At 41.1% G+C, this 19,396-nt stretch carries 21 protein-coding genes; 16 read left to right on the top strand and 5 right to left on the bottom strand.

Annotation, left to right across the window (positions count from 1 at the left end):
* Positions 1 to 20: 20 nt before the first annotated feature.
* The 7 genes from ezrA (at position 21) to GOM48_RS06705 (ending at position 8,534) form a co-directional block, all read left to right on the top strand.
* A complete protein-coding gene (ezrA, locus tag GOM48_RS06735) occupies positions 21 to 1,748 on the top strand; it encodes a septation ring formation regulator EzrA (protein ID WP_125450234.1) in 1,728 nt (575 codons plus the stop codon).
* 105 nt (positions 1,749 to 1,853) lie between these two features.
* Entirely contained in the window at positions 1,854 to 3,245 is a 1,392-nt protein-coding gene (gene pgdA / locus GOM48_RS06730) for a peptidoglycan-N-acetylglucosamine deacetylase PgdA (protein WP_125453978.1), read from the top strand.
* A gap of 81 nt (positions 3,246 to 3,326) precedes the next feature.
* Positions 3,327 to 4,169, top strand: coding sequence for an aldo/keto reductase (locus tag GOM48_RS06725; RefSeq protein ID WP_235096569.1), 843 nt, complete (start codon positions 3,327 to 3,329; stop codon positions 4,167 to 4,169).
* 269 nt (positions 4,170 to 4,438) lie between these two features.
* A complete protein-coding gene (locus GOM48_RS06720; RefSeq protein ID WP_235096568.1) occupies positions 4,439 to 4,810 on the top strand; it encodes a GFA family protein in 372 nt (123 codons plus the stop codon).
* Positions 4,811 to 5,018: 208 nt separating this feature from the next.
* Positions 5,019 to 5,936 carry a glycine--tRNA ligase subunit alpha gene (glyQ, locus tag GOM48_RS06715; protein ID WP_000038739.1) on the top strand — a complete coding sequence of 306 codons (918 nt, stop codon included), beginning with the start codon at positions 5,019 to 5,021 and terminating at the stop codon, positions 5,934 to 5,936.
* A gap of 261 nt (positions 5,937 to 6,197) precedes the next feature.
* The gene (gene glyS / locus GOM48_RS06710; RefSeq protein ID WP_235096563.1) at positions 6,198 to 8,234 is read left to right on the top strand and encodes a glycine--tRNA ligase subunit beta; all 2,037 of its coding nucleotides are present in this window, start codon (positions 6,198 to 6,200) and stop codon (positions 8,232 to 8,234) included.
* A 42-nt stretch (positions 8,235 to 8,276) separates the two neighbouring features.
* Positions 8,277 to 8,534 (top strand): DUF896 family protein, encoded by a 258-nt coding sequence (locus GOM48_RS06705; protein WP_000371291.1) that lies wholly within the window; start codon positions 8,277 to 8,279, stop codon positions 8,532 to 8,534.
* A gap of 82 nt (positions 8,535 to 8,616) precedes the next feature.
* Here the strand turns inward: GOM48_RS06705 and GOM48_RS06700 are convergent, their stop codons facing one another.
* From GOM48_RS06700 to GOM48_RS06690, 3 genes are read right to left on the bottom strand one after another with little or no spacing between them, the layout of a single operon-like run.
* Complete coding sequence (locus tag GOM48_RS06700) at positions 8,617 to 9,861, bottom strand: NAD(P)H-dependent oxidoreductase (protein ID WP_000673672.1); 1,245 nt, start codon at positions 9,859 to 9,861, stop codon at positions 8,617 to 8,619.
* A 17-nt stretch (positions 9,862 to 9,878) separates the two neighbouring features.
* Positions 9,879 to 10,484: an NADPH-dependent FMN reductase gene (locus tag GOM48_RS06695; RefSeq protein ID WP_000915929.1), complete on the bottom strand. Its 606-nt coding sequence runs from the start codon at positions 10,482 to 10,484 to the stop codon at positions 9,879 to 9,881.
* Between the two features lie 18 nt (positions 10,485 to 10,502).
* Positions 10,503 to 11,432: an FAD:protein FMN transferase gene (locus GOM48_RS06690; protein WP_235098758.1), complete on the bottom strand. Its 930-nt coding sequence runs from the start codon at positions 11,430 to 11,432 to the stop codon at positions 10,503 to 10,505.
* A 297-nt stretch (positions 11,433 to 11,729) separates the two neighbouring features.
* Between GOM48_RS06690 and nox the strand changes: the two genes are divergently transcribed.
* The 3 genes from nox (at position 11,730) to pdxT (ending at position 14,719) form a co-directional block, all read left to right on the top strand.
* Positions 11,730 to 13,109, top strand: coding sequence for a H2O-forming NADH oxidase (nox, locus tag GOM48_RS06685; protein ID WP_235096556.1), 1,380 nt, complete (start codon positions 11,730 to 11,732; stop codon positions 13,107 to 13,109).
* Between the two features lie 152 nt (positions 13,110 to 13,261).
* A complete protein-coding gene (gene pdxS, locus GOM48_RS06680; protein ID WP_235096547.1) occupies positions 13,262 to 14,137 on the top strand; it encodes a pyridoxal 5'-phosphate synthase lyase subunit PdxS in 876 nt (291 codons plus the stop codon).
* Positions 14,138 to 14,719: a pyridoxal 5'-phosphate synthase glutaminase subunit PdxT gene (gene pdxT, locus GOM48_RS06675; protein WP_235096529.1), complete on the top strand. Its 582-nt coding sequence runs from the start codon at positions 14,138 to 14,140 to the stop codon at positions 14,717 to 14,719.
* A 19-nt stretch (positions 14,720 to 14,738) separates the two neighbouring features.
* On the opposite strand, the gene trhA is transcribed toward pdxT, so the two are convergent.
* Entirely contained in the window at positions 14,739 to 15,386 is a 648-nt protein-coding gene (gene trhA / locus GOM48_RS06670; RefSeq protein WP_001097971.1) for a PAQR family membrane homeostasis protein TrhA, read from the bottom strand.
* On the bottom strand, positions 15,383 to 15,829 hold the full coding sequence (locus tag GOM48_RS06665) for a DUF1836 domain-containing protein (protein WP_001087578.1): 447 nt from the start codon (positions 15,827 to 15,829) through the stop codon (positions 15,383 to 15,385). The genes trhA and GOM48_RS06665 overlap by 4 nt, the downstream gene beginning before the upstream one ends.
* Positions 15,830 to 15,963: 134 nt before the next feature.
* Between GOM48_RS06665 and GOM48_RS06660 the strand changes: the two genes are divergently transcribed.
* From GOM48_RS06660 to GOM48_RS06635, 6 genes are all read left to right on the top strand, one after another.
* Positions 15,964 to 16,458 (top strand): GNAT family N-acetyltransferase, encoded by a 495-nt coding sequence (locus tag GOM48_RS06660; RefSeq protein ID WP_235096525.1) that lies wholly within the window; start codon positions 15,964 to 15,966, stop codon positions 16,456 to 16,458.
* Positions 16,455 to 16,970 carry a methylated-DNA--[protein]-cysteine S-methyltransferase gene (locus GOM48_RS06655; RefSeq protein ID WP_235096524.1) on the top strand — a complete coding sequence of 172 codons (516 nt, stop codon included), beginning with the start codon at positions 16,455 to 16,457 and terminating at the stop codon, positions 16,968 to 16,970. Before GOM48_RS06660 ends, GOM48_RS06655 begins: the two co-directional genes overlap by 4 nt.
* Before the next feature lie 12 nt (positions 16,971 to 16,982).
* A complete protein-coding gene (locus GOM48_RS06650; RefSeq protein WP_000889070.1) occupies positions 16,983 to 17,339 on the top strand; it encodes an arsenate reductase family protein in 357 nt (118 codons plus the stop codon).
* A gap of 156 nt (positions 17,340 to 17,495) precedes the next feature.
* Complete coding sequence (locus GOM48_RS06645; RefSeq protein WP_235096523.1) at positions 17,496 to 18,296, top strand: amino acid ABC transporter permease; 801 nt, start codon at positions 17,496 to 17,498, stop codon at positions 18,294 to 18,296.
* On the top strand, positions 18,296 to 19,039 hold the full coding sequence (locus tag GOM48_RS06640) for an amino acid ABC transporter ATP-binding protein (protein WP_235096522.1): 744 nt from the start codon (positions 18,296 to 18,298) through the stop codon (positions 19,037 to 19,039). The genes GOM48_RS06645 and GOM48_RS06640 overlap by 1 nt, the downstream gene beginning before the upstream one ends.
* A gap of 77 nt (positions 19,040 to 19,116) precedes the next feature.
* Complete coding sequence (locus tag GOM48_RS06635; RefSeq protein ID WP_000926603.1) at positions 19,117 to 19,341, top strand: DUF4059 family protein; 225 nt, start codon at positions 19,117 to 19,119, stop codon at positions 19,339 to 19,341.
* The last annotated feature ends 55 nt before the right edge of the window (positions 19,342 to 19,396 follow it).

The raw sequence follows: 19,396 nt of genomic DNA, 5'->3' as shown, positions 1-19,396 counted from the left end.
TAGTATAAAAGGAGTTTGATATGTCTAATGGACAACTAATTTATCTAATGGTTGCGATTGCAGTCATTTTGATTCTAGCTTATGTAGCGGCAATCTTCCTACGTAAGCGTAATGTAAGTAGATTGACGGCCCTCGAAGAAAGAAAAGAAGAACTCTACAACCTTCCTGTAAATGATGAGGTTGAAGCGGTTAAAAACATGCATTTGATTGGTCAAAGTCAGGTAACCTTTCGTGAATGGAATCAAAAATGGGTTGATTTATCCCTTAACTCATTTGCTGATATTGAAAACAACCTGTTTGAGGCTGAAGGCTACAATAATTCTTTTCGCTTTTTCAAAGCGACTCACCAAATCGATCAAATCGAAAGTCAAATTGATTTAATTGAAGAAGACATTGCGGCGATTCGCAATGCGCTTTCAGAGCTTGAAAAACAAGAGTCTAAGAATAGTGGACGTGTTTTGCATGCTTTGGACTTATTTGAAAATCTGCAACATACCGTAGCAGAAAATTCGGAACAGTATGGTAAAGCCCTTCCTGAAATTGAGAAACAATTGGAAAATATCCAGTCAGAGTTTTCTCAATTTGTAACCTTGAACTCTTCAGGTGACCCAGTTGAAGCTGCAGCAATTCTTGATTCAACTGAAAATCATATTCTCGCTTTGACACATATCGTTGATCGTGTTCCATCTCTCGTGAAGACTTTGTCAACAGAACTTCCAGAACAATTGGAAGATTTGGAGGAAGGCTACCGTAAACTCTTGGATGCTAATTATCACTTCACTGAAACGGACATCGAGTCACGCTTCCAACTTTTACATGAATCCTTGAAAAATAATCAAGAAAATATCCGTCAGTTGGAATTGGATAATGCAGAGTATGAAAATACACAAATCCAAGAAGAGATTAATGCGCTCTACGATATCTTCACGCGTGAAATAGCTGCCCAAAAGGTCGTTGAAAGTCTCCTTTCAACGCTGCCAACCTACCTCAATCACTTGAAAGAAAATAATCAGGTTTTGGTTCAAGACCTTGAACGCTTGAATAAAACTTATCTTCTCCCAGAAAGTGATGGGAACCATGTCCGCCGTCTTCAAGCTGAATTGTCAGGGCTTGATACAGCGATCACAGAGGCAACTGAAGATCAGACAGAACCTACTCAAGCCTACTCTGTTTTAGAGGAGCAGCTTAATTCACTTCAAAGTAATCTAAAAGACATTGAAGACGAACAAGTTTCTGTTAGTGAACGCCTAGCTCAAATCGAAAAAGACGACATCAATGCTCGTCAGAAAGCCAATGTCTATGTGAATCGCTTGCATACTATCAAACGCTACATGGAAAAGAGAAACTTACCGGGTATTCCTCAAAGTTTCTTGAAACTTTTCTTTACTGCAAGCCATAACACAGAAGATCTGATGGCAGAGTTAGAACAAGCACAAGTTAATATTGAATCAGTTAAACGAATTCTTGAAATTGCGACCCATGACATGGAGGCTCTTGAAACAGAAACCTACAATATTGTTCAATACGCGACCTTGACGGAGCAACTCTTGCAGTATTCAAACCGTTACCGTTCATTTGATGAGCGTATCCAGCAAGCTTTCAATGAAGCACTTGAAATTTTTGAAAAAGAATTTGACTACAAGGCATCATTTGAGAAGATTTCTCAGGCCTTGGAAGTTGCAGAACCAGGAGTCACAAATCGCTTTGTTTCTTCTTATGAAAAAACACGTGAAGCGATTCGCTTCTAATACCTGAAAAGCTTAGATCATCTAGGCTTTTTATTATTTCTTTCAAAAATAGAAGAATATCGATTTATCATTGAAATTATAGTTCTGATTTGATATGATGGAGGTATGAAGAAAAATAGAGAGAAGCGTGTTTCCCACGATAAAAAGAGAAATGTATTACTGGTTTTAGTAGGTATTTTAAGTCTTGCTATGATCTGCCTAGGTGGTGTCATTGGTCACAAGGTTCTACAAAAGCAATCTTATGAACAAAAAATTGAAGCGCTAAAAAGTGAAAAAGATCAACAATTCAACGCAGGTAGTCAGAAAGACCATTTCCGAAAAGGTCAAGCCGAAGTGATTGTCTACTACCCTCTTCAAGGAGAAGAAGTCATTGCATCTGTTAGAGAAAAAATCAACCAGGATATTAAGGAAAAGCTGGAAGATAAAGAAGATTTGGTTTTTTATTATACGGAGCAGTTGGATCCTGTTTTAAAGGGAGTTGTGGCTCGTAATATTAGTAAGCAAGTTTACGATTTGTCTGCTTCAAAAGTGGAGGAAAAAGAAAAGACTTCTTTAGGAAAAGTTTTCTTGACTGAAGATGGGAAAATTTTTGATCTGAGTAAACTTTTCAAAGATGCAAGCAAGGCCAAGGAACTCTTGCTGAGTCAAATCAAATCAACTCTAGAAGATAAGAAACTTGACCAGACAAAAATGGATCAGGTTCTAAAAAACTTCACAGACCAAGAATTGACGTCTTGGAGCTTTGACTATAAAGATAGCCAACTCATCCTTTATCCAGCGAACTCAGGAGAGGCTCTGGAGGAAATTGCTTTACCAATATCCAGTTTCTTTGATGTTATTGAGTCATCCTATCTGCTTGAGAAAGATGCTGAACTTTACCAAGCTTACTTTGCTCAGAAAAATAAAAAAGTTGTAGCCTTGACTTTTGATGATGGTCCAAATCCATCTACAACTACTCAGGCTTTGGATACCTTGGCTAAGTATGGTGTAAAGGCAACCTTTTTTGTACTTGGTAAAAACATCTCGGGTAATGAAGAACTTCTGAAACGAATGAAATCGGAAGGCCATGTTGTAGGAAACCATAGCTGGGATCATCCCGTTCTTTCCAAATTGTCTCTGGAAGATGCTAAAAAACAAATCACGGATACAGAAGATTCCTTGACCAAAGTTTTAGGTTCGAGTTCTAAACTTATGCGACCTCCTTACGGAGCGATTACAGATGATATTCGTAATAGTCTGGATTTGAGTTTTATCATGTGGAATGTAGATAGTTTGGACTGGAAGAGCAAGAATGAAACTGCTATTTTAACAGAGATTCAGCATCAAGTTCGTAATGGATCGATTGTTCTTATGCATGATATTCATGGCGCTACAGTTAATGCTCTTCCAAAGATTATAGAATATCTGAAAGAGCAAGGTTATACATTTGTGACTATTCCGGAATTGCTCAATTCTCGCTTGAAAGCTCACGAGATCTATTACGATCGTGATCAATAATTGTTAAAATCTAAAGGGGCAAGTGTTCTGATAATCAGGATTTTGTTTCTTTAGATTTTCTTCACATAGAAAGGTAAAACGATGAAATCTTACACCCTTAATAATGGAATTTCAATTCCTGTTCTAGGATTTGGAACATGGAAAGCTGAAAATGGAGAGGTAGCCTACCAAGCCGTTTTAGAAGCATTAAAAGCTGGCTATCGACATATCGATACTGCGGCTATCTATCAAAATGAGGAGAGCGTTGGCTGTGCTATACGAGATAGCGGTATTCCACGCCAAGAAATCTTTGTAACGACCAAACTTTGGAATACCAATCACAGCTACGAAGAAGCTCGCCAAGCTTTTGAGGAATCAATGGAAAAACTGAGATTGGATTATCTAGACTTGTACCTTATCCATTGGCCAAATCCAAAACCATTAAGAAAAAACGACGAATGGAAAACTCGTAATGCTGAAGTCTGGAGAGCGATGGAGGACCTTTACAAAGAAGGCAAGATTCGTGCTATCGGCGTTAGTAATTTCCTTCCTCATCATTTGGATGCCTTGCTTGAGACAGCAAGAATTATTCCAGCGGTCAATCAGGTACGTTTGGCACCAGGAGTTTATCAAGAGGAAGTGGTTGACTACTGTAGAGAGAAAGGAATTCTCTTAGAGGCTTGGGGACCATTTGGGCAAGGAGAGTTGTTTGAACAGAAGGAAGTCCAAGAAATTGCTACTAAGCATGGGAAATCAGTGGCTCAAATTGCCTTGGCTTGGAGTTTGGCAGAAGAGTTTTTACCGTTACCCAAGTCAGTAACAGCCTCTCGCATCCAGAGCAATCTTGACTGTTTTGGGATTGAACTCAGCAAAGAAGAGCGAGAGATCTTAAAGACGATTTCAGTGACTTCTGGCGCACCTCGTGTGGATGAGATGGATTTTTAGAAAGTAAGAAAAAGAATTGTAAATTTTCTCTCTTTCTGATATAATAATCAACAAGAAAGAAAGTCTTATGGCGTTCTTCAAGCGAGCTTGGGATAGTGGGAGCCAAGTAGGACAAGGTAAGAAACTGGCGCTTTCTGTCGTATTTTAAAAAACAATGAAGTAATAAAATAGGGTGGAACCGCGTTTCTGACGCCCCTAGTCGCAAGACTTGGGTGTTGAAATTCGGTTCTTTTTGAATTTCGTCTAATACCTAAGTAGAAAGGAGCATAATGCTTAAAGGATCTTGTTTATGTAAAGCAGTCACCTACACTTTAGATGAGGAATTGTCGGAATTAGTTTTTTGTCATTGCTCATTCTGTCGGAAAGCAACTGCATCTGCTTATACAGTGAATGCCAAAGTTAGCAGCAAAAATTTAGTATTGTATGGAGAAAAGAATTTAGTTACTTATAGTTCATCTCCAGGGAAACAACGCTATTACTGCCAGAACTGTCACAGTCAAATTTTCACTATTCAAGAAGATGTACCAGAAGTTTGTGCTTTGAAATTGGGTACAGTAGATGAATGCAATCAGAATTTACAAACTGTTCCTAAACGTCATATTTTTCAGGATCTAGCTTTTTCTTGGTTGCTTGATAAATAAATTTAAAAAGATAATATAAACTAAAGGAGTAAACAATGTCTAAGAAATTAACATTTCACTGCGTCAGTGGCAGAGACCTCCTTACAGTCGGGCTGCCCCACGTTCAGCACTAGGGTGCTGAGCTAGACGCAGTACTAACTCGTCTTGCCTCGGATAATCGACGAGGCAGACTCGTGTCGCAAGTAATTTATAAAAAAAGGAGTAAATAATGTCTAAAAAATTGACTTTCCAGGAAATCATCCTTACTTTGCAACAGTTTTGGAATGACCAAGGTTGTATGCTCATGCAGGCTTATGATAATGAAAAAGGTGCGGGGACAATGAGCCCTTACACTTTCCTTCGTGCTATTGGGCCTGAGCCATGGAATGCGGCTTATGTAGAGCCATCACGTCGTCCTGCTGACGGTCGTTACGGAGAAAACCCTAACCGTCTTTACCAACACCACCAATTCCAAGTGGTCATGAAGCCTTCTCCATCAAATATCCAAGAACTGTACCTTGAGTCTTTAGAAAAATTGGGAATCAACCCTTTGGAACACGATATTCGTTTCGTTGAGGACAACTGGGAAAACCCTTCTACTGGTTCAGCTGGTCTTGGATGGGAAGTTTGGCTTGATGGGATGGAAATCACTCAGTTCACTTATTTCCAACAAGTTGGTGGATTGGCAACTGGCCCTGTGACTGCGGAAGTTACCTATGGTTTGGAACGTTTGGCTTCTTACATTCAAGAAGTGGACTCTGTTTATGATATCGAGTGGGCCGATGGCGTAAAATATGGAGAAATTTTCATCCAGCCTGAGTACGAGCATTCAAAATATTCATTTGAAATTTCAGACCAAGAAATGTTGCTTGAAAACTTTGATAAGTTTGAAAAAGAAGCTGGTCGTGCATTAAAAGAAGGCTTGGTTCACCCTGCCTATGACTATGTTCTCAAATGTTCACATACCTTTAACCTACTTGACGCGCGTGGTGCCGTATCCGTAACAGAGCGCGCTGGCTATATCGCTCGTATCCGTAACTTGGCCCGTATCGTAGCTAAGACCTTTGTCGCAGAACGCAAACGCCTAGGCTATCCACTTTTGGATGAAGCAACACGAGCTAAACTCTTAGCAGAAGACGCAGAATAGTAAGTAATACTGTGCTCTAAAATCGTTAGAGGCAAGTCGAAGACTTGCTAGAGGGATATGGCGCCGCCGTACTGTTGTGTGGGGATTTTTGAAACCTTGGGTTCAAAAATCAGTCAGCTAAATCCACTTTGATGAGACTGTTGGAAATCTTAGTTTATTTGGTATAAGATTTCCTTACAGACTCACAAAAGTTAGTTAGCGACGTCCCCAGTACCTAAGGTGCATATCAAAAAAGATTGAAGAAAATGTAAAGGAAAAAACATGACAAAAAACTTATTAGTAGAACTCGGTCTTGAAGAGTTACCAGCCTACGTAGTAACTCCTAGTGAAAAACAACTAGGTGAAAAAATGGCAGCCTTCCTCAAGGAAAACCGCCTGTCTTTTGAAGCCATTCAAACCTTCTCAACACCACGTCGTTTGGCTGTTCGTGTGACTGGTCTTGCAGACAAACAGTCTGATTTGACAGAAGATTTCAAGGGTCCAGCAAAGAAAATTGCCTTGGATAGCGATGGAAACTTCACCAAAGCAGCTCAAGGATTTGTCCGTGGAAAAGGCTTGACGGTTGAAGATATTGAATTCCGTGAAATCAAGGGTGAAGAATATGTCTATGTTACCAAGGAAGAAGTGGGGCAACCAGTTGAATCTATCGTTCCTGGTGTAGTAGATGTCTTAAAGTCATTGACTTTCCCTGTTAGCATGCACTGGGCTAACAATACTTTTGAATATATCCGTCCTGTTCACACTTTGACTGTTCTTTTAGATGAAGAAGAGTTTGATTTGGATTTCCTTGATATCAAGGGCGGTCGTGTAAGCCGTGGCCATCGTTTCCTGGGACAAGAAACCAAGATTCAGTCAGCATTGAGCTACGAAGAAGACCTTCGTAAGCAGTTTGTAATCGCAGATCCTCGTGAACGTGAGCAAATGATTGTTGACCAAATCAAAGCAATCGAAGCTGAACATGGCGTACGTATCGAAATTGATGCCGACTTGCTGAACGAAGTCTTGAACTTGGTTGAATACCCAACTGCCTTTATGGGAAGTTTTGATGCCAAATACCTTGAAGTTCCAGAAGAAGTTTTGGTGACTTCGATGAAAGAACACCAACGTTACTTCGTTGTTCGTGATCAAGATGGCAAGCTCTTGCCAAACTTCATTTCAGTCCGTAACGGAAACGCAGAGTATTTGGAAAATGTCATCAAGGGGAATGAAAAAGTCCTAGTTGCCCGCTTGGAAGACGGTGAATTCTTCTGGCGTGAAGACCAAAAATTGGTCATTTCAGATCTTGTTGAAAAATTGAACCATGTGACCTTCCACGAAAAGATTGGTTCCCTTCGTGAACACATGATTCGTACGGGGCAGCTTGCCATTCTCTTGGCAGAAAAAGCTGGTTTGTCAGTGGATGAAACAGTTGACCTAGCTCGTGCAGCAGCCATTTACAAGTTTGACTTGTTGACAGGTATGGTTGGTGAGTTTGATGAACTCCAAGGTATTATGGGTGAGAAATATGCCCTTCTTGCTGGGGAAACTCCAGCAGTTGCGGCTGCCATTCGTGAACACTATTTGCCTACATCAGCCGAAGGAGAACTTCCAGAGAGCAAGGTTGGAGCCATTCTAGCCATTGCAGACAAATTGGATACGATTTTGAGTTTCTTCACAGTAGGCTTGATTCCTTCAGGTTCTAATGACCCTTATGCCCTTCGCCGTGCGACTCAAGGTGTAGTTCGTATCTTGGATGCTTTTGGTTGGCACATTGCTATGGATGAGTTGATTGATAGCCTTTATACTTTGAAATTTGACAGCTTGACTTATGAAAATAAAGCAGAAGTCATGGACTTTATCAAGGCTCGTGTTGATAAGATGATGGGTTCTACTCCAAAAGACATTAAGGAAGCAGTTCTCGCAGGTTCAAACTTTGTTGTGGCGGATATGCTAGAAACAGCAAGTTCTCTTGTCGAAGCAAGCAAGAAAGAAGACTTCAAACCATCTGTTGAATCCCTCTCACGTGCTTTCAACTTGGCTGAAAAAGCCGAAGGAACTGATACTGTTAATCCTGCTCTCTTTGAGAATGAAGAAGAGAAAGCCTTGGCGGAAGCAGTAGAATCACTTGTTTTATCAGGTACTGCAAGTCAGCAATTAGAACAACTCTTTGCACTTAGCCCAATTATTGATGCTTTCTTTGAAAATACCATGGTAATGGCCGAAGATCAGACTGTCCGACAAAATCGCTTGGCTATCTTGTCGCAATTAACCAAGAAAGCCGCTAAACTTGCACGTTTTAACCAAATTAATACTAAATAAAATTTGATAAACGGACTTTGACTTATCACAAAGGAGAGAAACATGGATCCGAAAAAAATCGCTCGTATCAACGAGCTTGCTAAAAAGAAAAAAACAGAAGGCTTAACTTCTGCTGAAAAAGTGGAACAAGCTAAACTTCGTGAGGAGTACATCGAAGGCTATCGTCGTTCTGTTCGTCACCACATTGAAGGAATTAAAATTGTGGACGAGGAAGGAAATGACGTCACACCAGAAAAGCTACGCCAAGTACAACGTGAAAAAGGTTTGCACGGCCGTAGTTTAGATGATCCAAACTCATAAAATGAAAGGGGGCTGTAGATGATTTACAAGCCCTTTTTCTGTTGTAATAAAAGAAGGAGCCAAGTGGCTCCTTTTTGGTTTCTTAGTTGCTTGCGCCAGAAGTAGCGTCAGCGTCACCACCGTGGCCTCCAGCATCCCCTGAATCAGAAGCGCCAGAAGTAGCATCGGCGTCTCCATGACCTCCAGCTGCAGGAGCAAATGGTCCGCTACCACCCACCAAACGTTGACCAGTTTCTTTTAGGTACCAGTCAAGCCATGGTTGGAAGTTAAAGACGATTTCATTGATACCAGCGTATGATCCATCAGGATAGTACATTGCTTGGTAGTTGTGGGTGTTGATGACACCTGCAGGAGAACCTGGAACAATCGTACGAACGTATTCTTGGTTTCCGTTGCGAAGTGTTCCGATAACCCACTCTACGTTCTTCATACGTGCTGGTGGGAGGGATCCATGAACAGTCGACATACGGCTACCTGATTGAGGTGGTACACGTTTAGCGAACATAGTGTCTGGATCTTGGTGAGCGTTGTTGTAGTAGAGGAATTGGTTGTTGTCGTCAGCGTATGTCAATTCAAATGGCATAGCTTTCAAGAACATATCAATTTGGTTAACTGTAAGGATACCGTGGTCCAGTTTGACATAGGTATCACCAGAAACAGCTCCAGTGATTGCTGCAACTTTTTCTACCCATTCTGGATCGTCAGGATCAACTTCAGTAATGGTTGTAGCAATTGGTTTTCCACAATCCAAGTCTTCTGGTTCGATTGGTTTTGGTTTTTTCAATTTCGAAACGACTCCTACGTATTTTACAAAGTTATCTAAGCAAGTTTCAAGGAATTTAACAGTTCCTTCGTTAGTGATATTTCCGTTGTTATCAAAAGCTTCCTTAGCTTTACCAAGAAGGAATTCGTTACCTGGAAGCGTGTAGGCATTGACACCTGGAGCATCAAGGATTTTACGAAGGTGAACTTGGGCACGTGATGTTCCTTGGTCATAGTATGATGCACCCACAATCATAACAGGCTTGTTTTCAAATGGATGAACTTCGTATGAAAGCCATTCAAGTACAGATTTGAGAGAAGCTGAGATAGTGTGGTTGTGCTCAGGAGTAGCGATAATGACACCATCAGCACGTGTAATCTTGTTATACAAGAAACGCAATTGGAAGCTTTCGTCCCATTTTTCGTCTTGGTTAAACATTGGAACTTCGTCAATTTCAAGAACTTCTAATTCAAATTTGAATTTGAAATTGCGACGGATAAATTCCAAGAGTTTGCGGTTATATGATTGATCGTAGTTTGATCCAACAAGTCCAACAAATTTCATTCTTTCGGTCTCCTATCTTACAAATTTTCCCAGTCAAATTCTTCTGCATCTTTGCGAAGCAATTCTTGTGCATTACGCAATTTTTCAGTAATTTTCACAAAGATACGGAAGTCATCAAAGATGGCATCCAATTTCTTGATGACGTCAAGGTCAACCAAGTCACCACTTGGGTTAAATGCTTGAAGAGAGTGTGAGAGCAAGAATTCATCTGGAAGAACATTTGCCTTGATTTCAGGAGCATTCAAGATTTGACGAAGTTGTAATTGGGCACGAGATGAACCAAGTGTACCATAGGAAGCACCAGTGATCATGATTGGTTTGTTCAAAAGTGGGTAGATACCGTAAGATAGCCAAGCGAGAGCGCTCATCAAAACTGCAGGGATAGAGTGGTCGTACTCAGGAGTACCGATAATCACACCATCAGATGCTTCGATTTTGGCTGCAATTTCAAGAATTTCAGCAGGAAGAAGTTTATCTGCTGGTTTGTTGAAAACAGGGATGTCCTTGATTTCAACGAGTTCAATTTCAGCTTTATCCGCAAAGTGTTTTTGCATGTATTGGAGCAATTGGCGGTTTGTAGAACGTTTAGAGTTCGTTCCAACAATGGCAATAAGTTTTAGCATGAGATTTCCTTTCTCTTTTTACATAATACAATTTTGAAGGCCTGAAGAACAAGCAAGGCGTCCCTCTTTGTCGATGAGGATGGCTTCAATCCCATCTATACTTTCGACTTGCCAGAGGATAGAAGCGCTTCGTTCTCCGAAAAGGCGTGTTGTCCATATCTCACCATCAACGGATTTATCAGAGACAATCGTTAGGCTAGCAAGAACGGTTTCGACAGGAAAGCCTGTCTCACTATCAAAGATATGGTGATAGTCTTTTCCATCTACTGTCAGGTGGCGTTCATAAATACCTGAAGTGACAACGGATTTGTTAGAAGCAGGGATAGTTAGGAGATGATTGCCACGCGGATTTCGCGGATCTTGAATACCAATCTGCCAGGCATTCCCTTCTTTGGCTTGGTTATTCCCGATAGTGAGGATATTTCCTCCGAGATTGATCAAGGCAGAGGTGACACCGTGCTCTTTCAAATACTGGGCAACCTTATCTGCACTATAGCCCTTGGCTAAACAACCTAAATCAAGCTTCATTCCTTTCTTCTCTAAAAAAACAGTAGAGTTAGTCGGATCCAACTTGATAAAATGTGGGTCAACTAGAGGCAAGACGGCTTCGATTTCGTTTAGCTCTGGGAGCCGTGCATCTGCAAAGCCGATTCGCCAGGTTTGAATCAAGGGGCCAATACTGATATTGAGGTGGCTAGATGGAGCTAGACTATGTTCTAATCCAAGAGCAATCAGTTCAAATAGGTCAGGATGGACCTTAACAGGCGCGATTCCAGCCTGGTAGTTGATTTCCATCAGTTCGGATTCTTGACTGTTGGCGTTGAAGCGGTATTCGAGCTCTTTGAGCAAGTCAAAAGCACCTTGAAGCAGGGTTTCTGCCTGCTCATCTACTAATGAAATAGTGATAGTTGTTCCCATCAGCCGTTCAGAACGAGAACGAAGAGGCAAGCTACCAACTCCTTTCTTCTTGTAGGAAATCATTCAAGATAAGTTAGATTAATAGAAAATTTAACCCCTTACATTTTCTTTCCATGTATCTAGCATACCATAAAGTCAGCGTTTTCACAAATAAATTTTAACAAAAGTCAAGAAATATGCTTAAAAATTGGAAGGAAATGAAACAAACAATATAATAAAGAATAATTTTTTCTGAAAAAAAGAGAATTCCAAGCAAATACCTTGTAAACGCTAACAGTAAATGATATACTAGGAGGGTAAATTAAATTTTAAAGGTGGAATTATTCTATGAGTAAAATCGTTGTAGTTGGTGCTAACCACGCTGGTACAGCATGTATCAACACTATGTTGGACAACTTTGGACATGAAAATGAAATCGTTGTATTTGATCAAAACTCAAATATTTCATTCCTTGGTTGTGGAATGGCGCTTTGGATCGGGGAACAAATTGATGGAGCAGAAGGCTTGTTCTACTCTGATAAAGAAAAATTGGAAGCAAAAGGTGCTAAAGTGTACATGAACTCACCTGTTCTTTCAATCGACTATGACAATAAAGTTGTGACTGCAGAGGTTGAAGGTCAAGAACATAAAGAATCTTACGACAAATTGATCTTTGCTACTGGTTCAACTCCAATCTTGCCTCCAATCGAAGGTGTTGAAATTGTTAAGGGCAACCGCGAATTTAAAGCAACACTTGAAAATGTTCAATTTGTTAAATTGTACCAAAACGCTGAAGAAGTTATCAACAAACTTGCTGACAAGAGCAAACACCTTGAGCGCATCGCTGTTGTTGGTGGTGGTTATATCGGTGTTGAACTGGCTGAAGCTTTCGAACGTCTTGGCAAAGAAGTGGTGCTTGTTGATATCGTAGATACTGTTTTGAACGGCTACTACGACAAAGACTTCACTCAATTGATGGCGAAAAACTTGGAAGACCACAACATCCGCTTGGCTCTTGGTCAAACAGTTAAAGCAATCCAAGGTGATGGTAAAGTTGAACGCTTGGTAACAGACAAAGAAACATTTGATGTGGATATGGTGGTTCTTGCTGTTGGTTTCCGTCCCAATACAGCTCTTGCTGACGGTAAGATTGAACTCTTCCGCAACGGTGCCTACCTTGTAGACAAGAAACAAGAAACATCTATCCCAGGTGTATACGCTGTTGGTGACTGTGCGACTGTTTATGACAATGCTCGTAAAGACACTAGCTACATCGCTCTTGCATCTAACGCTGTACGTACTGGTATCGTTGGTGCTTACAATGCTTGTGGACATGAATTGGAAGGAATCGGTGTGCAAGGATCAAACGGTATTTCAATCTATGGTCTTCACATGGTTTCAACTGGTTTGACTCTTGAAAAAGCAAAAGCAGCAGGTTACAATGCAACTGAAACAGGCTTTAACGATCTTCAAAAACCAGAATTTATGAAGCATGATAACCACGAAGTTGCGATTAAGATTGTTTTTGATAAAGACAGCCGTGAAATTCTAGGTGCGCAAATGGTGTCTCGTGATTCTGCAATCAGCATGGGAATCCATATGTTCTCACTTGCTATCCAAGAGCATGTGACAATTGACAAGTTGGCTTTGACAGACTTATTCTTCTTGCCACACTTCAACAAGCCATACAACTACATTACAATGGCTGCACTTACAGCTGAAAAATAGAAATGGATGAACTATCTGGCCTTAACTGAAGGTCAGGTAGTTTTTTTTGTCAATCTGTACCCAGACAAATATTATTTTTCTATCTTGTACTTCACTCTGTTCTGACTTAAAATGAAATGGTAGCTACCAATACAAATGATGAGGAAAAAGAAATGACTGAAAATCGTTATGAACTAAATAAAAACTTGGCACAGATGCTCAAAGGTGGGGTTATCATGGACGTTCAGAACCCTGAACAGGCTCGTATCGCAGAGGCTGCTGGTGCGGCAGCTGTTATGGCCTTGGAGCGAATTCCAGCTGATATTCGTGCAGCTGGAGGAGTTTCCCGTATGAGCGATCCAAAGATGATTAAGGAAATCCAAAAAGCGGTCAGTATTCCAGTGATGGCCAAGGTTAGAATCGGGCATTTTGTTGAAGCTCAGATTTTAGAGGCTATTGAGATTGACTATATCGATGAGAGTGAAGTGCTGTCTCCAGCTGATGACCGTTTCCATGTGGACAAGAAAGAATTCCAAGTTCCTTTTGTCTGTGGTGCTAAGGATTTGGGTGAAGCCTTGCGTCGTATCGCTGAAGGAGCTTCTATGATTCGGACAAAAGGAGAACCGGGTACAGGAGATATCGTCCAAGCTGTTCGACATATGCGTATGATGAATCAAGAAATTCGACGGATTCAAAACCTACGCGAAGATGAACTCTATGTGGCTGCAAAGGACTTGCAAGTTCCTGTTAAATTGGTCCAATACGTCCACGAACATGGAAAATTACCAGTTGTCAACTTTGCAGCCGGAGGTGTTGCAACACCAGCAGATGCTGCTCTGATGATGCAATTGGGGGCAGAGGGCGTCTTTGTCGGTTCAGGTATTTTTAAGTCAGGAGATCCTGTTAAACGAGCAAGTGCTATTGTCAAGGCCGTAACCAACTACCAAAATCCTCAAATTCTGGCTCAAATCTCTGAAGACCTAGGGGAAGCCATGGTTGGTATTAATGAGAATGAAATCCAAATTCTTATGGCAGAGCGAGGAAAATAGATGAAAATCGGAATACTAGCCTTGCAAGGCGCCTTTGCAGAACATGCAAAAGTGCTAGAAAAGTTAGGTGTTGTTAGTGTCGAAATCAGAAATTTAGATGATTTTCAACACCATCAGAGTGACTTGTCCGGTTTGATATTACCTGGCGGTGAGTCTACAGCTATGGGCAAGCTCTTGCGTGACCAGCAGATGCTGCTTCCCCTAAGAGAAGCTATTCTCAATGTCTTACCAGTCTTTGGAACTTGTGCGGGCTTAATCTTGCTGGCTAAGGAAATCACTTCTCAGGAAGAAAGTCATCTTGGAACTATGGACATAGTAGTTGAGCGCAATGCCTATGGGCGCCAACTAGGAAGTTTTTATACAGAAGCAGAATGTAAGGGAGTTGGTCAGATTCCGATGACCTTTATCCGTGGTCCGATTATCAGCAGTCTTGGAGAGGGTGTAGAAATTCTAGCAACTGTAGACGATCAAATCGTTGCAGCTCAAGAACAGAACATGCTGGTAACCTCTTTTCATCCAGAATTGACAGATGATGTTCGCTTGCACCAGTATTTTATCAATATGTGTAAAGAAAAAAGTTGAGAAAAGATTCTCAACTTTTTTACATGAAATAAACAATAGCAATGTACTGGAGTGCAGATGCTGCTAGGATAAAGAGATGCCAAATCATGTGGAAATAGGGTTTTTTCTTAGCGTAAAATCCAGCTCCAACTGTATAACAGAGTCCGCCAGTTACCATGAGACTCCAGAAAATTGGCGTCGTTTGACTGATAATGGCAGGAATGATAGCCAGAACCAACCAGCCCATAATCAGGTAAAGGGCAAGGCTGAATTTCTCATTGACCTTTTTAGCAAAAATTTTATAGAGGATGCCAAAGATGGTCGTTCCCCACTGAATGGCAATGATCAGATAGCCAAACCAGTTATTCATCAAGGTCAAGACGACCGGCGTATAAGAGCCTGCGATAGCCACATAAATCATAGAATGGTCGATGATTCGTAAGACGTATTTGTGGGTCGAACCATAGGCCATAGAGTGGTAAATGGTTGACGAGAGGAACATGAGAAAGAGACTGATAACAAAGATAGAAACGCCAAAAGATGACAAAAATCCGTGTGCTTCATAACTATAGGTGGATGAAATAGGGAGCAAGATGAGCATGATAACGGCACCGACAGCATGTGTCACGCTATTGGCAATCTCCTCTCCAAAACTGAGTTTTTTACTGAGTTTTAGACTGGTATTCATTGGATTTCCTCCTCTTCTTTGATAAGGATTAAGTCTAGAGTTTGATGATAGAGTTTAACCGTTTGACAGCTGGTTTGGATAATAGGATTTTCTGGATCAATCCCATGGTTCATGTAGTCCACAAAAGCGTCGTAGAGCTGGTCTGAGCTTGCTTGAGTTTGCAGAGTATTGAGGGTCTGAGCGATTTCTTGGATCGAAAAGACAGACTTGAGAGTGGTGATGGCAATCAAACGGGCAATCTGTTTGCGTTGGTATTTTTTCTTGTCTGGCTTTGTCAGGTAACCATGTTTGACATAGTTATTGACCATGGATGCTGTTAGCCCCTTGTCTTTATCTGGAGAGATAGGGGCACAGACTTGATTGACATAAAGCAAAACCTGATCCAGATAGAGGTCAATGTTTGGAATGTCTTCCCATTTTGGGTAGGAAAAGTTAGAATTCATTTCCAACTCCTTTTTATCTAGTTTAGATAACTAGATTATAAAATAATAAAAAACAAAAGTCAAGTTTCAACTGCTTGTAGAAAGCTTTAAATTATGCTATGATGAGAGAAACTAGTTAGAAATGAGGGGAAAAGATGGAGATTCGTTTAGCTTTTCCAAACGAAGTAGATGCGATTATGCAGGTGATGGAGGATGCCAAAAAGTGCTTAGCTGAGTCTGGTAGCGACCAGTGGCAAAATGGCTATCCAAATGCCGACATCATTATTGATGATATCATCTCTGGTCAAGCTTATGTGGCCTTGGAAGAAGGAGAACTGCTAGCCTATGCTGCTGTGACCAAGTGCCCAGAGGAACCCTATGAAGCTATTTATGAAGGAAGTTGGCAGGGGGGAGAATCAGAATATCTGGTCTTTCACCGTATCGCTGTGGCAGCAGATGTCCAAGGACAAGGTGTTGCTCAGACTTTCCTAGAAGGCTTGATTGAAGGTTTTGATTATCTAGATTTTCGTTCAGATACGCATGCAGAAAACAAGGCCATGCAGCATATTTTTGAAAAGCTAGGATTCCAGCAGGTCGGAAAAGTTCCAGTTGATGGGGAACGCTTGGCCTATCAGAAATTAAAAAAATGAAGCAGAATAAGTACGCAAAGATGCTCTACCCGTCGCCAATTGGAACCTTATCCTTAGTTGCTGACAAGCAATATCTATATGGCATTTGGGTACAGAACCAAACTCATTTTGAGAGGGGACTAGGGGATGAAACGATAGAAGAAGTTGGTAGTCATCCTGTATTAGAGCAAGTTATTTCCTATTTAGATACTTACTTTGATGGATGTGCTCAAGATTTGTCTTCCTTACCTCTGGCTCCCATTGGAACGGATTTTGAAAAGCGGGTCTGGGCTTACTTACAGGCCATTCCTTATGGTCAAACAGTAACTTACGGACAAATAGCTCAAGACTTGCAAGTGGCTTCTGCCCAAGCGATTGGTGGAGCAGTGGGACGTAATCCTTGGTCCATCCTCGTACCCTGTCATCGTGTGCTGGGATCAGGCAATCGCTTGACAGGCTATGCATCTGGAGTCGAAAAGAAAGCTTGGCTCTTGCAACATGAAGGTGCAGCATTTCAAGAAAATAAAAAATAGAAAGAAAAGAAGATGCTAGAATTTATCGAATACCCAAAATGTTCAACTTGTAAGAAAGCCAAAAATGAACTAGACCAACTCGGACTTGACTACCAAGACGTCCATATTGTAGAAGAAACACCAAGTGAAGAAGTGATTTTGAATTGGTTGGAAACTTCTGGTTTTGAAGTGAAACAATTTTTCAATACCAGCGGGATTAAATACCGTGAACTGGGTTTGAAGGATAAGGTGGGAAGCTTGTCAAAACAAGAAGCAGCTAAGCTTCTGGCTAGTGATGGCATGTTGTTAAAACGTCCAATTTTGGTGGAGAATGGTGCTGTTAAACAAATCGGCTATAGAAAAAGCTATGAGGACTTAGGTTTGAGATAGTTTTTATCTATCTCCTTGATAGGTAAAATATATAGCCTCCCTGTTTTAAAGTGTGATAAACTAGAAGATAGACAAAGTCTGATTAGCCCGTAGCAAATAATTTGCTTGCGAGCAGAAGTATGATAGAATGAATCATTATCAGGAGAGGATGTTTTTATGACTGTTACAACATTTTTAGCATCAGATTGGTACCAAAGTTTGATGCAGCTGATTCCAGACGGTAAGCTCTTTAGCTTGCGTTCGGTTTTTGATGGGATTCCAAGGATTGTCCAACAACTGCCTACAACCTTGATGTTGACTCTTGGAGGTGCGATTTTTGGTTTGGTCCTGGCTTTGATTTTTGCCATTGTTAAGATCAATCGTGTTAAGATATTGTATCCCTTGCAGGCTTTTTTTGTCAGCTTTTTAAAAGGTACCCCAATCCTAGTTCAACTCATGTTGACCTACTACGGAATTCCTTTGGCACTGAAAGCTATCAACCAACAATGGGGAACTGGTTTGAATATCAATGCGATTCCAGCGGCACTTTTTGCGATTGTGGCCTTTGCCTTTAATGAGGCGGCTTATGCCAGTGAAACCATTCGTGCAGCCATCCTTTCTGTCAATCCAGGTGAGATTGAGGCAGCACGCAGTCTTGGTATGACACGAGCGCAAGTTTATCGTCGTGTGATTATTCCAAATGCAGCGGTGGTAGCAACACCGACCTTGATTAACTCCCTTATCGGTTTGACCAAGGGAACTTCACTAGCCTTTAGTGCGGGTGTTGTGGAAGTCTTTGCCCAAGCTCAGATTTTAGGTGGAGCAGATTATCGTTACTTTGAACGTTTCATCTCCGTTGCCCTTGTTTATTGGGTAGTCAATATTGGAATTGAAAGCCTCGGCCGTTTCATTGAGAGAAGAATGGCTATCTCAGCGCCGGATGCGGTATCTACAGATGTGAAAGGAGACCTTCGTTAATGATTAAGATTTCGAATTTAAGCAAATCCTTTTCAGGACAGACAGTCTTGAATCATCTGAACTTGGAGATCCAAAAGGGAGAAGTAGTGGCCTTGATTGGTTCATCTGGAGCAGGGAAATCAACCTTTCTTCGTAGTTTGAACTACCTTGAAACTCCAGATAGTGGAACGATTCAGATTGACAATTTTAAAGTTGATTTTTCTCAGATTAGTCAAGAGGAGATTCTAACCCTTCGTCGCAAGTTGTCCATGGTTTTCCAACAGTTTAATTTGTTTGAACGCCGAACAGCCCTTGACAATGTTAAGGAAGGTTTGGTTGTTGTTAAGAAACTATCGGACGAGGAAGCAACAAAAATTGCCAAGGAAGAGTTGGCTAAGGTCGGTCTTTCTGACCGGGAGCAACATTACCCTCGCCATTTATCAGGTGGACAGAAGCAACGGGTTGCCCTAGCGCGTGCCCTCGCTATGAAACCAGACGTCTTGCTCTTGGACGAGCCAACTTCAGCCCTTGACCCAGAATTGGTCGGAGAAGTGGAAAAGTCTATTGCAGACGCCGCCAAGTCTGGTCAGACCATGATCTTGGTTAGTCACGATATGTCTTTTGTGGCTCAAGTGGCAGACAAGGTTTTATTCCTAGATAAAGGGAAAATCATCGAGTCTGGCACACCGGATGAAATCATCAATTATCCGAAAGAAGAACGGACAAAAGAATTCTTCGCTAGTTACAAACGGACTTATATTTGATATAATAGAAAAAGGAAAACTCAGTTAGTTGGACTAGCTGAGTTTACTCTTTAAAAAAGATAGAAACGAGAGAGATCATGCTGCTGCAACTATTTTCTTTGTATTTCGAGAGTTTGATCTTAACGACCATTCTCGTCGTGATTTTTTTAGGGATTTGGATTGGATTGCGAGCTATGTCTGGTGTGGACAAGACAGCCAAGGCTCGTCAAGCCCATCTCTATGATATGATTATGATTGGAGTTTTGGTAGTTCCGGTGTTATCCTTTGCCGTTATGAGTTTGCTCTTGGTTTTCAAGGCATAATCCTTGCGTGACTAGCAAGAATAAGTTAGAATAAAGACAGTTACAACAAGAAAGA

Origin of the sequence: Streptococcus oralis (assembly GCF_021497885.1) — a bacterium.
Classification (GTDB): domain Bacteria; phylum Bacillota; class Bacilli; order Lactobacillales; family Streptococcaceae; genus Streptococcus; species Streptococcus oralis_BQ.
This window is presented reverse-complemented; position numbering and strand designations above follow the sequence as displayed.